This is a genomic window from Arthrobacter rhamnosi (assembly GCF_054510855.1).
The window spans coordinates 54,508-69,934 of the sequence record NZ_JBTNDT010000003.1; the positions used below are offsets into that span (position 1 = coordinate 54,508).

The window sequence follows — 15,427 nt, forward strand, 5'->3', positions numbered from 1 at the left end:
CCCCCGTCACCCGCCCGCAGGGTCGGAGAGGTTCGCTCCGGTGGGCAGGTACCTCGCCCACCACCGCAGGATGTGCTCGAAGCGCTGCCTCCGGTGCCACGGCGAGCCCGACCTCGACAGCTCGTGCGTCTCGCCGGGGAAGACGAGCAGTTCGGTCTCGACGCCCTGCTTCTTCAGCGCCGTGTAGTACCGCTGCGCCTGCTCGATCGGGCACCTCAGGTCCTCCTCGGAGTGGATCACGAAGGCAGGAGTCCTCACGTCGCCGATCTTGGCGAACGGGTTCTGCGCCTCGACCTGTGCCGGGTCCGTGCCGGTGTATTGCTCGGAGAAGAACCAGCCGATGTCGGACGACCCCACGAACGACGGCGGATCGAGGTAGCCGCGTTCGACGATCGCGGCCCGGAAGCGGTGGTCGTGGGCGATGGTCCAGGCGGTCAGGTAGCCGCCGTAGGACCCGCCCATGACGCCGAGGCGCTCGCCGTCGAGCGCATCGTACTCGGCGAGCGCGCCGTCGAGGTATGCGAGGACGTCGTCGAGGTCCACGGTGCCCATCGCCTCCTTGATCACCCTCCCGTGGGCCTGTCCGTACCCGGCGGCACCGCGCGGGTTGCACAGCAGTACCGCGTATCCCGCCGCGGCGTACACCTGGGCCTCGTCGAAGTAGCCCCAGCCGTACTGCGCGAAGGGTCCGCCATGGATGACGAGCAGCACCGGGTGCGGTCCGTCGCCCTCGGGCAGGACGACCCACCCGTGCACCGGGGTTCCATCGGGAGCCGCATAGGTGCGTTCCTGCAGGTCTCCCACGCGCGTGTCCGTGCGCAGTGCGGCGGAGAAGTCGGACAGCGGACGCAGGGAGGTCCCGTCGACGACGGCGACCTCGCCCGACGTCGTCGGATCCGTATAGGACACCACGACGGTGCTTCCGGTGGATGCGGCTCCGGTGACCACGGTGGGGCCGGTGACCAGGGTGGCCGACTCCCCCGTCGCCGAGACGCGCAGCAGTTCACCCGCCCCGCGGGAACGGTTGAACACCAGGACGGAATGCGGGCCGTCGGCCACGATCTCCTGGACGTCGCCGAAGTCCACGGTCTCCGGATCGCTGAGGCGCCGGACGTCCCGCGGGTCGTCTGCCGGCATCACGTAGAGGGCGGTGTTCCGCGCCACGAAGTCCAGGCCCGAGGGCGACAGGTCCGACGCCAGGAAGAACACCCACGCGCCGTCGGTGCTGGATCGGGGCGCGCTGCAGCCGAGCAGGGTGTCCCCGCCCTGGTTCGTCAGCTGCTGCCGGTCGCTGCCGTCGAGGGCGATCGAGTGGATGTCGGAGACGAGGGTCGAGTCCGCGTCCGGTCCCAGCGCGGCCGTGAAAAGGATGCGGCGGCCGTCCGCCGTGACGGCAGGATCGAGGTGATCCGCGTCGGCAGTGGTCACCTGGGTGGCGGGAGGCACGGCGCCCTGCTCCTCGAGGGCACCCGGACCGTCGGCGGTCTGCTGCTTGAGCCGCCCGACGGCAGCGATGAACGGCTCCGCGTCGAGGTCGGGCAGCGTGACGGTGAACAGCTGCGAGCGCTTGTCCGTCGTGTAGCCAAGCCCGTTCATCCGGTACTGGTAGCGGGTGATGAGGCGCGCGTCCTCGAGGCCTGGGCCCACGCCGTCGAGCGTCCCGTAGCGTCCCTGCTCCGGTACCCGTGCGGCGAAGACGATGGTCCGCGAGTCCGGTGAAATGTCGAAGGCGGTGACGCCGAGCGGCTGGTCCGTCACCTGGACGGGTTCCCCACCGGAGGCACGGACGGCGAACAGCTGGGGCTTGCCGCCCGGCGCCGCCCGGAGGAACACGAGCACCTCCCCGTCCGGAGAGTAGCGCGGCGCGGTGTCGCGGAAGCCCCGCGTCAGCCGACGCCGCCCTCCCGAGAGCGTCAGCTCCCACAGTTGGCCGACGTAGGCGTCGGCGCGGAAGTCCGGGCGGGTCGCGGCGACCACCAGACGGGAACCGTCCGGGTGGAGGGCCGGGGTGCCCGTGGTGGTCAGGAGTTCGAGCTGGTCTGGTTTCACCCTCCCGACTGAACCCGAAATAGTGGCCTGAGTCAACGGTGAGGCGGTCCTTTTCCCTAGGATGGGACGATGCCCGACCTTCGCCACCTCCTGCTCTGCCCTGTCTGCGGAGAACCGCTGGTCCGAGCCGCACGGACCCTGGCCTGTGAGGGCGGGCACCGGTTCGACGCCGCCCGGCAGGGCTACTTCAACCTGCTGACGGGCAAGGGATCGCCGTTCGAGGGCGACACTGCCGAGATGGTCGATGCGCGGGAGCAGTTCCTCGGGTCCGGTCACTATGCGCCGCTTCGCCGCGCCGTGGTTGCTGCCGCCCTCCGGCAGTTCCCGGCGCCTGCCGTCGCGCTCGATGCCGGGGCGGGCACCGGCTACTACCTCGAGGGACTGGCCGACGCGGTGCCGGGCCTGTTCCCCGTAGCACTCGACATCTCGAAGGTCGCCCTGCGGCGCGCGGCGCGCAGGCTCCCCGGCGGGCTGAGCGTCGTCTGGGACGTCTGGCGCCCGCTCCCCCTGGCGGACGGCTCGGTGGACGTCCTCCTGAACGTGTTCGCGCCGAGGAACCCCGACGAGTTCGTGCGCGTGCTCGCCCCGGGGGGCTGCCTGGTCGTCGTGACTCCCCGGCCGGGACACCTCGGGGGGCTCGAGTCGGTGGGACCGCTGCTGTCCGTCCCCGCACAGAAGGCCGACGACGTCCGGGCGGCCTTCGACGGCGCGCTGGTCGAGACCTCGCGCGAGGACCTGGACTACGCGATGCAGCTGCCGCAGGACCTCGCGCGGTCCGCGCTGGTGATGGGACCGGCGGCGCACCACGGGAGGGGCAGCACGACCGGGGACAGCACGACGGACGGCGTGCGGGACGAGCCGTCCGGGGTCCTCGAGGTCGCCGCCCGCTTCACGGTCCAGGTGCTGGCCAGGACTGCACGACCGGGGCCGGCGGAGCGCCCGAACGGCACGGAAGGGTAACAACTGCGGATGCAGGTCTGTGTGCCCTAGGTTATGGAGCACCCGTTTGCCATGATGATGGCCAGGGCCGCTCTGCGCGGCGTCGATACGAGGGGGTTACCCGATGGACTGGTTGCTCGCCAACGGGTGGGTCCTGTGGCTCGTCCTGTTCCTGGGGCTCGCCGCCGTGGAGACCCTCACGCTCGACCTGTTCTTCATCATGCTGTCGGTCGGCGCACTGGCCGCCCTCGCCGCGACCCTCGCGGGCGCAGGACTGGTCCTGCAGATCGTGATCTTCGCCGTCGTGTCCCTCCTCATGATCCTGCTCGTCCGACCGGTGGCCGTGCGGCACCTCCAGAGGGGCCCGGCGGACCAGCTGAACAACATCGACCGCCTCGTCGGTTCTGCAGCCCTCGCCCTGGAGCCCGTGACGGCCCATTCCGGGACGGTGAAGATCGGCGGTGACACCTGGACGGCCCGCTCCGCCGACGGAGCCCCGCTTCCCGCCGGTACGCGCCTGTCCGTGACGAGGATCGACGGCGCCACCGCCGTCGTCGAACCCGTCGACCGCCCCGCTCCTCCCGTTCCCGACGCCTAGAGCTGCCCACCCGCTTCCTGCGCTCTCCGGCCGTCTCCCGGCCTCGGGACGCACCACTCCAACAAAGGGGATCCATGAACGGCAACGCCGGGACGATCGGGCTCACTCTGGTCCTGATCGTCCTCATTCTTTTCGTCCTGGTCGTACTCGTGAAGTCGGTCCGGATCATCCCGCAGGCTCGCGCAGGCGTCGTCGAGCGGCTCGGCAAGTACCAGCGGACGCTGAACCCGGGACTGACCATCCTCATTCCGTTCGTCGACCGGCTGCTGCCGCTGCTCGACCTGCGGGAGCAGGTCGTGTCCTTCCCGCCGCAGCCCGTCATCACCGAGGACAACCTCGTGGTGTCCATCGACACCGTCGTCTATTTCCAGGTGACCGACCCCCGGGCGGCGACGTATGAGATCGCCAACTACATCCAGGCCGTCGAACAGCTCACCACGACGACTCTGAGGAACGTGGTCGGCGGACTCAACCTCGAGGAGGCACTGACCTCCCGCGACCAGATCAACGGCCAGCTCCGCGGCGTCCTCGACGAGGCGACGGGCCGATGGGGGATCCGCGTCGGCCGCGTGGAGCTCAAGGCGATCGATCCGCCCCACTCCATCCAGGACTCCATGGAGAAGCAGATGCGCGCCGAGCGTGACCGCCGCGCCGCGATCCTGACCGCCGAGGGCACCAAGCAGTCCCAGATCCTCACGGCGGAGGGCCAGCGCCAGGCCGCCATCCTCGCCGCCGAGGGTGACGCGAAGGCCGCGATCCTGCGGGCCGACGGCGAGGCCCAGGCGATCCACAAGGTGTTCGACGCCATCCACAAGGGCAACCCGACGCAGAAGCTGCTCGCCTACCAGTACCTCCAGACACTTCCCAAGCTCGCCGAAGGCTCCGCGAACAAGCTCTGGATCATCCCCAGCGAGGTCGGTGAGGCGCTGAAGGGCATCGGCACCGTCCTCGGTACCGCCACACCAGACTCCCCGTCGGACGGCCCGGAACTGATGCCGCGCCCCTGAGGACCTCTGCCCCTGTCGCCCTGCTGGCCGTCGCCCATGCATGGTGGCGGCCATCATCGCCGCGCGTGCGCGGCACAGGCTCCGGCAGAACGCCCCGGAGACTCCCGAGGGGACGCCGGGCGGCCTGTATACTTAGGTGTTTACCCGTCCGCGCAGGAACATTCGCGCGGCCGAGGGTGTTATACAGACAGCTTCCCTGTCGCCTCCGGGCGACAGCGGGTGCCGGGCATGTCAGCGGCAGGTCCGGTGGACGACTTCGGTGAAGAACAGCGGCAACGGCTCTCCGGCACACGGGGGCCACGGTGACTAGGAGAAAATCATGAGCGATCGCAGCCTGCGCGGCATGCGCCTCGGAGCGCAGTCGATGGAAACGGAATCCGGCGTCGAACCTGCTCCCCGCCAGCGGGTCGAGTACCGCTGCGAGGACGGCGAGCGGGTCTTCGTGACCTTCTCGTCCGAAGCGGAGATCCCGGCGACATGGGTCTCGAAGACCGGCAAGGAAGCCCTCCTCGTCGACGGCGAGAAGCCCGACACCTCCAACGACAAGCCGGTCCGTACCCACTGGGACATGCTCCTCGAGCGCCGCTCCGTGGAGGAGCTCGAGCAGATCCTCCAGGACCGCCTCACGATCCTGCGCGAGCGCCGGGGCGAGCGCCGCTCCGCATAGTTCGTCCCTGCAGACGAATCCCTGCAGCTGAAAAAGGCACCCGCCGCGGCGGGTGCCTTTTTGCTGCCGCGGGAGAATCAGTGGCGACCGGTCAGGGTCTTCCACCGGGCGCTGAGTCCCCAGCGCGTGACGTTGGCGATCGCCTCGAACACGATGTTCCCGCTCATCTTCGACGCTCCGAGTTCCCGCTCCACGAACGTGATGGGTACCTCCACGATGGTGAGGCCGAGGCGGGCGACCCGGAACGTCATGTCCACCTGGAAGCCGTAGCCCACGGAGTCCACGGCCGAGAGGTCGAGTGCTTCCAGGGTGGAGCGGCGGAACGCCCGGAAACCGGCGGTGATGTCACGGACCCCCAGCCCGAGCAGAAGGCGCGAATAGGTGCTGCCCCCGCGCGAGAGGAGCTTGCGGTGGGCGGGCCAGTTCACCACGCTGCCGCCGGGAACCCAGCGGCTGCCGATCACCAGGTCCGCGCGGTCCACCGCGTCGAGCAGGCCCTGCAGCTGTTCGGGCTTGTGCGACCCGTCGGCGTCCATCTCCACGAGCACGTCGTAGTCGCGCGCCAGCGCCCAGCGGAAGCCGGCGATGTAGGCGGCCCCCAGGCCTTCCTTGCCGGTCCGGTGCAGTACGTGCACCTGGTCGTCAGCCGCAGCAGCCCGGTCGGCGAGATCCCCGGTGCCGTCGGGGCTGTTGTCGTCCACGACGAGGACGTCCGAGGCCGGCACTGCCGCGCGCAGGCGGGCGAGGGTCAGCGGAAGCGACTCAATCTCGTTGTAGGTGGGGATGATCGTGACGACTCGCACGCAGGTGGGCCTTTCCATCGGGGGTGCGCAGGGCGCAGGGACCGGCCCCGGACGGGGAGCCGATCTGCAAGTATAGGCGACGGTCGCCGAGCCCCTCGGAAACACCGGGGTGATCGTCCGGATCGGGCCGGCACTCGGGCAGGTCCACGCAGCTTCGTACCGGTAGCCGCACGCGGGCGGACACCGTTCTCTAAGGACGCGTGGACCTGCCGCTATGAGTGCCGGCTCCATCCGGGTGGGCAGCACGCGCCAGTGATCAGGCCGATGCGCTGCGCTCGTGGGGGCCGGCCAGGTTCCCTCCCGCAGGAGTTCCTCTACCCGTAGGCCAAAAGCTTACGTGCTGTGGAGTGCGTGTCAACAGCCTTCTGACCTGCGCGGACGTACTTCCGCGCAGGTCAGGCGGCACTCCTCGGCCTGCTGGGGATAGTGCCGAAGTTCCTGCTGCAATGCTGCCTGAACACTGTCCGGACGCTGCCCGCGACACTCCCTGCAGCACTGCGGGAATTCCGTCGGCGGTGCTACCGCCTAGCTCGCCGCGAAGCCCTCGGCGACGTACAGACGGCGTCCGTCATGCACGGTCTCGAGGCAGAGCGGGGCGTTCTCGGTATCGAGCGCCGGCAGCAGCGGCGTCCCTGCGCGCGGGTCGGTGCTCCAGGACTGGACGCGGTTGTCCGGCGTCTGCACCATCAGCTCGTCGACCTTCCAGACGGCGAAGGATGCGGGAGTACCCGGGGCCAGCTGTCCCATCATCGGGCTGCGCCCGGAGAGCCGCCAGCCGGCCCGTGTGTGGGCGATGAAGGCGGCGCGCGCCGAGATGTTCTCCGCCGCGCTGCTGTGCTGGAGACAGGCGCGCACGGATGCCCACGGGTCGAGCGGCGTCACCGGGCTGTCCGACCCGAGCGCCACGAGGACGCCCGCGGACAGAAGCGAGGCGAAACGGTTCATCCCGGAACGGCGCTGCCCCAGCCGCTGGTCGTAGAGGCCGCCCTCCCGGCCCCAGAGGGCGTCGAACACGGGCTGGCCGCTGACGGCGACGCCGTAGTGCACCAGTGCCGCGATGGCGTCGTCGTCGGCGAGCTCCACGTGTTCGAGGCGGTGGCGTGATCGGCGCACCTCCTCCACGCCCAGTTCGCGGGCCGTTGCCTCGAGCCCGCGCAGGACGACGTCGAGCCCGGCATCACCGATGACGTGGAAACCAGTCTGGACGGTCTCGGCGGTCGTCGCGAGCAGGTGGGCGGCGACCTCGTCCTCGCCCAGGTAGAGCGTGCCCCGGTTCCCGGGATCATCGCTGTAGGGCTCCCGGAGGGCGGCGGTGCGTGAACCGATCGAACCGTCCACGTTGAGGTCGCCCGCGAGTCCGGCGAGCCGGCCCCCGAAGCCCTGCATCAGGTCGCGCACCTCGTCCCTCGACGAGGTCAGCTGGGCCCAGTACGGGATGACCTCGGGCAGTGGCACCTCGTGCGCCGGCCCATCGATCGAGAGGAGCATCTCGAGGTCCTCGCGGGGCGCGATGTGCGGCGCAGCCATCTCGGTGACCGCGATGTACCCCCGGGCCGCGGCGTGGAGGAGGGCTGCCTGCTGGTAGCTGCAGCGCTGGTCCGGTGTGAGCCTGCGGGTGGCCTGCCGTGCGGCCTCGTGCGCGGCGCGCACCACGAACCCGTCGTCCCAGCCGTCCAGGCCGGCGAGGCCGAGTGCGTCCGCCAGGGCCCCCGATACGACGGCCGAGTGGATGTCGGCCCGCACGAGGTAGACCAGGGCACCGCCCCCTGCGCGGTCCAGCTCCGCCGCCGTCGGGACGCGCCGTTCCGGCCACCGGGACTCGTCCCAGCCGAAGCCGAGGATCGTGGTGGATCCGGACGACGCCGCCGCCGACACCGAGTCGAGGAGTTCCGCGAGCGAGCGGCAGGAGGTCAGATCGATCGACCCGAGGGCGATGCCCGTCTCCGTCGTATGGGTGTGGGCGTCGACGAAACCGGGAGTGATCAGGGCGCCGTCGAGGTCGACGGTGCGCACGTCCGGTCCCGTGAGGTTCGCGGCGGCGTGCTCGGACCCCACCCAGGCCACCGTCCCTCCGTCCACGAGCATCGCCGTGGCGAAGGGGTCGGCAGGACTGTACACGGACCCGTTGCGGTAGAGGACGGTCGAGGTGCGCTTCGAATTCGGCATGGGGGTGCTGGGAGGCTTTCTGTGGTCGGCAGGTCCCGCGGCGGGACTACTCACTGATGTTCGAGTATGCCACCACGCCGCGGCGGACCAGCCGGATCGCCCGCACGCACGTCTGCTGCAGACCGGAGGGGAGGTCCGGCACCTTGGCCAGCTGGTCCAGCAGGTCGATGACCTGCTTCGACCAGCGGACGAAGTCGCCGGCCGCAAGCTCGGTCCCGCTCAGGGCGGCCTGCAGGGACCTGCCCTGGGCCCACTTGAACATGGGCCAGACGAGCGAGAGCTCCGGTTCTCCGGTCACGGGCAGGCGGTGCTGCTCCTCGACGTCGTTCAGCTGCGACCACTGCCGGATGATCGTCTCCACGGAACCCTCCAGCGATACGCTCGGCATCACCGGCCGCACACCGCGTTCCTCGCGCTTGGCCTGGTACACCAGCACCGTCGTGACGGCCGCGAGTTCGGCGGCGTCGAGGTCGTCGAAGGCGCCCTCCTCGATGCAGAGGGCGATCAGGAGGTCCTTCTCCCCGTAGATCCGGCGTAGCTTCTGGCCGGACGCGCTCACGGTCACACCGTCCTCGGTGTACTCCAGGTAACCGTAGTGCCCGAGGACCTCGGAGACGCGGTCGAAGATCTTCGCGATCGTGTTGGTGCGGCCGCGGATCTGGCCTGCGAGCTTGTCGGTCTCCCGGCGCAGCTTCCACCACCGCTCGGCCCAGCGCGCGTGCTGCTCGCGCTCGCTGCAGCCGTGGCAGGGGTGTGCCCGGAGCCGGCGACGGAGTTCGGTGATGGCCCGTTCCTCGGCTGCCGCCGACGCCGAGTACCCGGCGGAGACGCGGTCGGCGCCCTTGCGCGGCGGCCGCTGCTGCTCCAGCGCGTTGCGCAGCGACGACGTCAGGTCGCGGCGGTCCTTCGGGCTGCGTGCGCTGAAGTGCTTGGGAATCCGGATGCGGGAGAGGACCTCGACGGGCCCGTCGAGGTCCTGCACACCCACGCGGCGGATCTGCGTCTCGAGCGTGAGCACGGTGGGCCGCGGTTCCCGCGAGGTGTCGCTGTCCAGGACGACGGCGTACCCCTGGCTCCGACCGCCGGGGACGTCGATCACGTCTCCCGGCCGCAGCGATTCCAGGGAGGACTCCGCGGCCGACCGCAGCGATCGCGACTTGTCCCGGGTGGCCCTCGACTCGAGGTCGGACAGCTCCCGCCGGAGGTTCGCGTACTCGCGGAAGTCGCCGAGGTGGCAGGTCATCGACTTCTCGTAGCCCTTGAGCGACTCCTCGCGGCTGCGGACCTGCTTCGCCAGGCCGACCACGGAGCGGTCCGCCTGGAACTGGGCGAAGGACGTCTCGAGGATCTCCCGGGACCGCTCCTGCCCGAACTGCGCCATGAGGTTGATGCTCATGTTGTAGGTCGGCCGGAAGCTCGAGTTCAGCGGGTAGGTGCGGCGGGACGCGAGCCCCGCGACGGCTCCCGGGTCGGTCCCGGGCTGCCAGAGGACGACGGCGTGTCCCTCGACGTCGATCCCGCGCCGGCCCGCCCGGCCCGTGAGCTGGGTGTACTCCCCCGCCGTCACGTTCACGTGCGCCTCGCCGTTGAACTTGTCGAGCTTCTCCAGCACGACCGTCCGCGCAGGCATGTTGACGCCCAGGGCGAGCGTCTCGGTCGCGAAGACCGCCTTGACGAGCCCTGCCGCGAACAGCCGCTCGACGATCTCCTTGAACGTGGGCAGCATGCCGGCATGGTGCGCCGTGAAGCCGCGGATCAGCCCTTCGCGCCAGGTCCAGAAGCCGAGGATCTCGAGATCGTCCCGCGGGATGTCCATGGTTGCGCCGTCGATGGTCTCGCTGATCTCGTCGCGTTCGTCCTCGGTAGTCAGCCACAGCCCGGCATGGAGGCATTGCGTGACGGCGGCCTCGCAGCCGGCCCTCGAGAAGATGAAGGTGATGGCCGGGAGCAGATCGGCGCGGTCCAGCGCGGTGATGACCTGCGGGCGCGTCGCACGACGCACCGCCGACATCTGCGCGGGTTCGCCGCGGCCGCTCCTCGCCCTGCCGCGGCGGCCGCCGCCGGCACCCCAGTTGGCCCGCTGGTTCAGCCGGATCTCGTTACTGGCCAGTTCGAGCAGCTCGGGGTTGACGTCGTACTGGTCCCGCGCTCCGGCTTCCGCGCCGGCCGGCGCTGCCTCGTCGAAGGCGATGTCCCCGGCGAACAGGTCGATGAGGTTCTGCCCGACCATGACGTGCTGCCAGAGCGGCACAGGGCGGTGTTCGGAGACGACGACGTCCGTGTCGCCGCGGACGGTGTCCAGCCAGGCACCGAACTCCTCCGCGTTGGACACGGTCGCACTGAGGGAGACCACCTTGACCTCGGTGGGCAGGTGGATGATGACCTCCTCCCAGACCGCCCCCCGGAAGCGGTCCGCGAGGTAGTGCACCTCGTCCATCACGACGTAACCGAGGTTGTTGAGGGCCTCCGAGTTGGCGTAGAGCATGTTGCGGAGCACCTCGGTGGTCATCACGATGACGTCGGCGTCGGCGTTGATGCTCGTGTCCCCGGTCAGCAGTCCCACCCGGTCGCTGCCGTGCACGGCGGCGAGTTCCGAGTACTTCTGGTTGCTGAGCGCCTTGATGGGCGTGGTGTAGAACGCCTTGAGACCGTGCTGCAGGGCCATGAAGACGGCGAACTCGCCGACCACCGTCTTGCCTGCCCCGGTGGGCGCCGCGACCAGCACTCCCCTGCCCGCCTCGAGGGCTGTGCACGCCTCCCGCTGGAACGGATCGAGGTCGAAATCCAGCGTCTGCTCGAAATGGAACAACTGCGTCCGGGAGTGCTGAGTGCGGGCCTTTGCAGCTGCATATCTCTCTGCGGGGGTGCTCATCTTTCCACCCTAGACGCTCGGCAGGAGCCGGGCACGCAGGGCACCCGATCGGTGGTCCTGCCCTGGTCGTGCTTGCGGGACAGGCCCGGGACGTGCCGTCATGCGCCGCCGTCGTCCCGGTCGCGGCTGCGCCGTCGTCCTGGTTGCGGTCGTGCGCCCGTCGTCCTAGAGGGCGTCCAGGGGCGAGGCGGTGTCGGCGGTGGCTTCGACGGCGGCTTCGCGGGCGGCGTTACGCCGGGCCCTGCGCTTGTCGTTGAGCAGGCACAGCCCGATCGCCACGAAGAACAGCAGCAGCAGGGGCACTGCGAGGTAGAACATGCTCAGCGCGTCCCCGCCCGGGGCGGCCATCGCCGCGAAGAGGCAGACGAGGAACACGGTGATGCGCCATGCCCTGAGGATCTGCCGGCCCGAGACCAGGCCCACCAGGTTCAGGCCCACGAGGACCACCGGGAGCAGGAACGCGATGCCGAAGGCCAGCATGAGCCGCAGCACGAAGGTGAAGTACACGGAGACGCTGATGTAGTTGGAGAAGTCCTCAGGCGTGAACTCCGTCAGGACCCGCACGGCGTTGGGCAGGATGGACCAGGCCAGGGCGATACCGGCCAGGAACAGGGGGAACGCGACGGCGATGAACGCCAGCGCGATGCGCCGCTCCTTCGTCTTGAGCCCGGGCGTGATGAACGCCCACAGCTGGTACAGCCACACGGGACTCGAGATCACCAAGCCCAGGAACACCGAGACCTGGATGAGCAGGTCGAACGGGGACGCGGCACTGTCGAAGTTCAGGGACGCCGTCCGGCCCTCCTGCGCGTTGATCGCGATGATCGGAGCCGCCAGCGCGCGCAGCACGGGGTCGTAGACGAAGAACCCGGCCACGGTCGCCAGGATGACCGCCACCGCGGATTTGAACAGCCGGTTGCGTGCTTCGCGCAGGTGTTCCTTCAGGGCCATGCGCCCTTCCGGATTGGCTTTCCTGCCGCGCTTCCGGGCCTTCGCGGGTGACACCGGTACCTGACCTAGGAGGGAGTGTGCGAGGTACCGCCGTGCTGCGGCGGTCCCGCCTGCTGGGTCCCACCGGGGCCGCCCACGGGGCCGCTGCCGGCGGCACCGTCCTGGTAGTGCGGCGCCTGCTGGCCCGGGTGCTGGACGGGCGCAGGGTGCTGCACGGGTGTCTCGTAGGTGGGCGTGTAGCTCTGCGGCCGGCCGGTGTCGACCACACGGCCCTCCACCGGATCCGTCCCGGCGTCGGGGGTGTTGTTCTCGTCCTTCATCTGCTTCACCTCGGACTTGAAGATCCGCAGCGACTGCCCGAGGCTCCGTGCGAGGCCGGGAAGCTTCGGCGCGCCGAACAGGACGATCGCAAGAACGATGATGATGACGATGTGCCAGCCTTCGAGCCTCATGCCGAATTCCTCTCGTTGATCCCGCCCCAGTTTAGTTCACAGGTGGGGCATGTCCTGCAGGAGTTGGGGCTGCCCGCGGCCGGCGCGCTTGCGGACGCGCCTGCTGCGGCGGTCGTCGATGCGTCGGGTCCGGGCGGCCTCCCGCGCCGCACGGACGTCCTCCGGCGCGGAGAACACCGCGGGTATGGGGATTCCGGGGACGCCGGCGGAGGGTGCCGGGCCGACGTCGCCGACAGGGGTGTTCACGGCGAGGCGGTCCATCGCTTCCCCGAATTCACCGAGAGTTCGCACTCCCCGGCGGAAGACGCGGAAGCCGACGACGACGAGGAAGATCACGCTGACCGCCACCAGCGCAACCCACAGCACGATCCACATCCACCAGAGCATGCGTCCAGTCTAGGCCAGCGCCTGGTGCGCCCGGGCTTCCTCCAGCCAGCGCAGCGTCTCCTCGCGCAGCTGCTCGGGGGCGACGACGGCGGCGGATCCGCCCAGGCTCGCCACCAGGCCGGGGATCCAGGAGGTCGAGGCCACCCTGAGGCGCGCGGCGAGCCGGTCCTGCCCGAGCTCCTGCACGGCATCGGCGTTGTACTGGGCGGCGATCCACCGTGCCCGCGGTTCCAGCACGAGCGTGACGGCATGGTCGGCCTCGCCGGAACGGTAGGGCGCCGACTCCCGGTCCCGCGCCGCGGACGCTTCGCCCGCCGTGGCCGTGGCCGGCTCGTCCGTCAGCGTGGCGCTCTGGATGCGGTCCAGGCGGAAATTGCGCAGTCCGTCGGAGTCCATGCACCACGCTTCGAGGTACCACGTGTCCTGGTGGAGGAAGATCCGGATCGGCTCGAGCAGCCGGTGCGTGATCTCGTCGCGTGTCGGGACGAAGTAGTCCACCGCCACCCGGACCCCCGAGTGCAGGGCGGCCTGCAGCACCTCAAGGGTCGGGTCGATGTCGTCCTCGGTGAGCTTTGTGGCGACGGCGGAGCCGATCCGCGCCGCGTCGCCTGCGGCGGCCGTCAGCTTGGTCTGCGCACTGACGATCGCCTCGTTGTTCCTCATCCCGGGGAGCTCGCGCAGGGCCTGGAGCCCCACGATGAGGGAGCAGGCCTCGTCCATGCTCAGTTTCACGGGTTCGGCGAGGTCACGCGCGTTGGTCAGGTAGATCCTGCCGTCCTCGATGTTCACGTCCATGAGCCCGTCCGGGTAGTGCCGGGGACCGCTCACGAACAGCAGGTCGAGGTCCTTGGTCAGCTGGGTCTCGCTCACGTCGAACCGGCGCGCCGTCTCCCCCACTTCCGCGCCCGGGTGCGCCAGGAGGTACGGCACGAGGTCGAGCAGGCGCAGCAGGTGGTCCTGGGAGGAGGACTTCCGGCGGGGAACGGGACGTGCGCCCGCGGTGATCTCCACGCGGTCAGGAGCCGCGACGGCCGCGTCGAAGGCTCCCTCCAGCAGCCGGGCGACCTCAGCCGCGAGCTCCCGGGGCTCCTCGACCCTCGCGTTCGTTCCGAGACCCGCGATGGTCGCCGCCATCGGGCTGGATGCGGCGTAGGGCACGCGCAGCATGTCCCACTCCTCTCCCGTCTGGAGGACCTCGGTGTCCTTGCGGACGCGCAGCACCTGGCAGGATCCCGGCCGCGCCGCGATGACCGCGGTGCGGTCGGGTTCACTGCGGGACAGGGAGGAGAGGGTGGAGTTCATGTCGAAGGATGCCGGGACGTCGACAGTGCCCTTCAGCAGCACGGGCTCCCCGGTCATGCGGGAGAGGCGGAAGAAGCGTTCGGCCTTGCGTGTGGTGTCGAAGCCGACGAGGTACCAGTGGCCGAACCGGGCTCCCATCCCCCACGGATGCACGGTGCGGACCTCCTCGCGGCCGGTGCTCGCCGCCCGGTACGGGAACCGGAGGGGGGTGCGCGAGGTGAGGGCCTGCCACACGATGTCCCAGTACGGCGCGTCCGTGGTGATGCGGGGCTGGATGAGGGGGCTGAGTTCGACGATGCCGTCCGCACTCCGCGAACTGAGCTTCCTGAGGGCACGGGACGCCGCGGAGTCGAGGGAGCCCTGGTCCCACACTCCTGCGGCCAGGTTGAGGACGGCGTACTCCTCGGGCTGGAACGTGACGCCGCCGAGACGGTAGTCCTCGGCGTTGATCCGGTACCGCTGCACGGTGTTGTCGTGCTCGAACAGGGCGTCCTCGCTGAAGGACTCCAGGGGGATGCCCTGCTCGCGGAGGGCCGCCTTGTCGCGGTCGAAGAGCTTCTCCCGCGCCGCCACCGAGGTCGCCTCGCGGTACAGGTCGATCTCCTCGAACAGCTCCTCCTTCGTGAACCCGCGCCGGCTCGACAGGAGCATGATCACGAGTGTGAGGAGCCGTTCGGTTCGTTTTGCAGACACGGGTGAAACCCTACCTTTCCGGAAGCGGCAGAAGGGACGCACACCAACCGGGGTTGACGTGCGTCCCTTCTGGACGGCGCCGGGCTGGCCCGGCGGAGAGTCCGGGCGGATGCCCCGGACGGCTGCCTAGCGAACGGCGAGCAGGTCCACCACGAAGATCAGCGCCTCGTTGGGGCCGATCGCCGAGCCGGCGCCACTGGGGCCGTAGGCGAGGTGGGAGGGGATCTCGAGGCGACGGCGGCCGCCGACCTTCATGCCCAGGAGGCCCTGGTCCCAGCCCTGGATGACCTGGCCGACGCCGACCCGGAAGTCGAGCGGAGCACCGCGGTTCCAGGAGGCGTCGAATTCCTCGCCCGTGGAGAAGGCCACGCCCACGTAGTGGGTGGACACGGTGTTGCCGGGCTTCGCCTCGTCGCCGGTGCCCTCGATGATGTCCTCGATGACGAGGTCGGTGGGTACCTCGTGTGCGGGGAAGTCGATCTCCGGCTTCTGCCGGTCGAAGTTGCGCTGTCCGAAGGACATGGTTTCCTTTCGTAGGAGG

13 protein-coding genes are annotated in these 15,427 nt (G+C 69.9%); 4 read left to right on the forward strand and 9 right to left on the reverse strand.

Features of this window, described 5'->3' with window-relative positions; translation table 11 throughout:
* Positions 1-6 precede the first annotated feature (6 nt).
* Positions 7-2,049 (reverse strand): S9 family peptidase, encoded by a 2,043-nt coding sequence (locus tag ACX80I_RS06930; protein ID WP_459344397.1) that lies wholly within the window; start codon positions 2,047-2,049, stop codon positions 7-9.
* A gap of 69 nt (positions 2,050-2,118) precedes the next feature.
* Between ACX80I_RS06930 and ACX80I_RS06935 the strand changes: the two genes are divergently transcribed.
* From ACX80I_RS06935 to ACX80I_RS06950, 4 genes are all read left to right on the forward strand, one after another.
* Positions 2,119-3,009: a putative RNA methyltransferase gene (locus ACX80I_RS06935; protein ID WP_459344398.1), complete on the forward strand. Its 891-nt coding sequence runs from the start codon at positions 2,119-2,121 to the stop codon at positions 3,007-3,009.
* Positions 3,010-3,112: 103 nt separating this feature from the next.
* Positions 3,113-3,586 carry an NfeD family protein gene (locus ACX80I_RS06940; protein WP_459344399.1) on the forward strand — a complete coding sequence of 158 codons (474 nt, stop codon included), beginning with the start codon at positions 3,113-3,115 and terminating at the stop codon, positions 3,584-3,586.
* A gap of 74 nt (positions 3,587-3,660) precedes the next feature.
* Entirely contained in the window at positions 3,661-4,593 is a 933-nt protein-coding gene (locus tag ACX80I_RS06945) for an SPFH domain-containing protein (RefSeq protein ID WP_459344400.1), read from the forward strand.
* A 319-nt stretch (positions 4,594-4,912) separates the two neighbouring features.
* On the forward strand, positions 4,913-5,260 hold the full coding sequence (locus tag ACX80I_RS06950) for an RNA polymerase-binding protein RbpA (RefSeq protein ID WP_104051092.1): 348 nt from the start codon (positions 4,913-4,915) through the stop codon (positions 5,258-5,260).
* A 77-nt stretch (positions 5,261-5,337) separates the two neighbouring features.
* On the opposite strand, the gene ACX80I_RS06955 is transcribed toward ACX80I_RS06950, so the two are convergent.
* The 8 genes from ACX80I_RS06955 to ACX80I_RS06990 form a co-directional block, all read right to left on the reverse strand.
* Positions 5,338-6,063, reverse strand: a complete 726-nt coding sequence (locus ACX80I_RS06955; RefSeq protein WP_459344401.1) for a polyprenol monophosphomannose synthase — start codon at positions 6,061-6,063, stop codon at positions 5,338-5,340.
* A gap of 525 nt (positions 6,064-6,588) precedes the next feature.
* Positions 6,589-8,229, reverse strand: a complete 1,641-nt coding sequence (locus ACX80I_RS06960) for an amidohydrolase (protein ID WP_459344402.1) — start codon at positions 8,227-8,229, stop codon at positions 6,589-6,591.
* 46 nt (positions 8,230-8,275) lie between these two features.
* Positions 8,276-11,101, reverse strand: coding sequence for a DEAD/DEAH box helicase (locus ACX80I_RS06965; RefSeq protein ID WP_459344403.1), 2,826 nt, complete (start codon positions 11,099-11,101; stop codon positions 8,276-8,278).
* Positions 11,102-11,266: 165 nt separating this feature from the next.
* Positions 11,267-12,052: a twin-arginine translocase subunit TatC gene (gene tatC / locus ACX80I_RS06970; RefSeq protein WP_459344404.1), complete on the reverse strand. Its 786-nt coding sequence runs from the start codon at positions 12,050-12,052 to the stop codon at positions 11,267-11,269.
* Between the two features lie 65 nt (positions 12,053-12,117).
* Complete coding sequence (gene tatA, locus ACX80I_RS06975; protein WP_459344405.1) at positions 12,118-12,504, reverse strand: Sec-independent protein translocase subunit TatA; 387 nt, start codon at positions 12,502-12,504, stop codon at positions 12,118-12,120.
* A gap of 36 nt (positions 12,505-12,540) precedes the next feature.
* Positions 12,541-12,891, reverse strand: a complete 351-nt coding sequence (locus ACX80I_RS06980) for a hypothetical protein (RefSeq protein ID WP_459344406.1) — start codon at positions 12,889-12,891, stop codon at positions 12,541-12,543.
* Positions 12,892-12,900: 9 nt separating this feature from the next.
* Entirely contained in the window at positions 12,901-14,886 is a 1,986-nt protein-coding gene (locus ACX80I_RS06985) for a helix-turn-helix transcriptional regulator (protein ID WP_459344407.1), read from the reverse strand.
* Between the two features lie 126 nt (positions 14,887-15,012).
* Complete coding sequence (locus ACX80I_RS06990; RefSeq protein WP_301227679.1) at positions 15,013-15,408, reverse strand: FKBP-type peptidyl-prolyl cis-trans isomerase; 396 nt, start codon at positions 15,406-15,408, stop codon at positions 15,013-15,015.
* Positions 15,409-15,427: the final 19 nt, after the last annotated feature.

What these genes read in the sequence shown, in the direction of transcription:
- ACX80I_RS06935 (WP_459344398.1), top strand. Translation starts at nt 2,119, where the DNA reads ATGCCCGACCTTCGCCACCTCCTGCTCTGCCCTGTCTGCGGAGAACCG.
- ACX80I_RS06940 (WP_459344399.1), top strand. Translation starts at nt 3,113, where the DNA reads ATGGACTGGTTGCTCGCCAACGGGTGGGTCCTGTGGCTCGTCCTGTTC.
- ACX80I_RS06945 (WP_459344400.1), top strand. Translation starts at nt 3,661, where the DNA reads ATGAACGGCAACGCCGGGACGATCGGGCTCACTCTGGTCCTGATCGTC.
- ACX80I_RS06950 (WP_104051092.1), top strand. Translation starts at nt 4,913, where the DNA reads ATGAGCGATCGCAGCCTGCGCGGCATGCGCCTCGGAGCGCAGTCGATG.
- ACX80I_RS06960 (WP_459344402.1), bottom strand. Translation starts at nt 8,229, where the DNA reads ATGCCGAATTCGAAGCGCACCTCGACCGTCCTCTACCGCAACGGGTCC.
- ACX80I_RS06965 (WP_459344403.1), bottom strand. Translation starts at nt 11,101, where the DNA reads ATGAGCACCCCCGCAGAGAGATATGCAGCTGCAAAGGCCCGCACTCAG.
- tatC (WP_459344404.1), bottom strand. Translation starts at nt 12,052, where the DNA reads ATGGCCCTGAAGGAACACCTGCGCGAAGCACGCAACCGGCTGTTCAAA.
- tatA (WP_459344405.1), bottom strand. Translation starts at nt 12,504, where the DNA reads ATGAGGCTCGAAGGCTGGCACATCGTCATCATCATCGTTCTTGCGATC.
- ACX80I_RS06980 (WP_459344406.1), bottom strand. Translation starts at nt 12,891, where the DNA reads ATGCTCTGGTGGATGTGGATCGTGCTGTGGGTTGCGCTGGTGGCGGTC.
- ACX80I_RS06990 (WP_301227679.1), bottom strand. Translation starts at nt 15,408, where the DNA reads ATGTCCTTCGGACAGCGCAACTTCGACCGGCAGAAGCCGGAGATCGAC.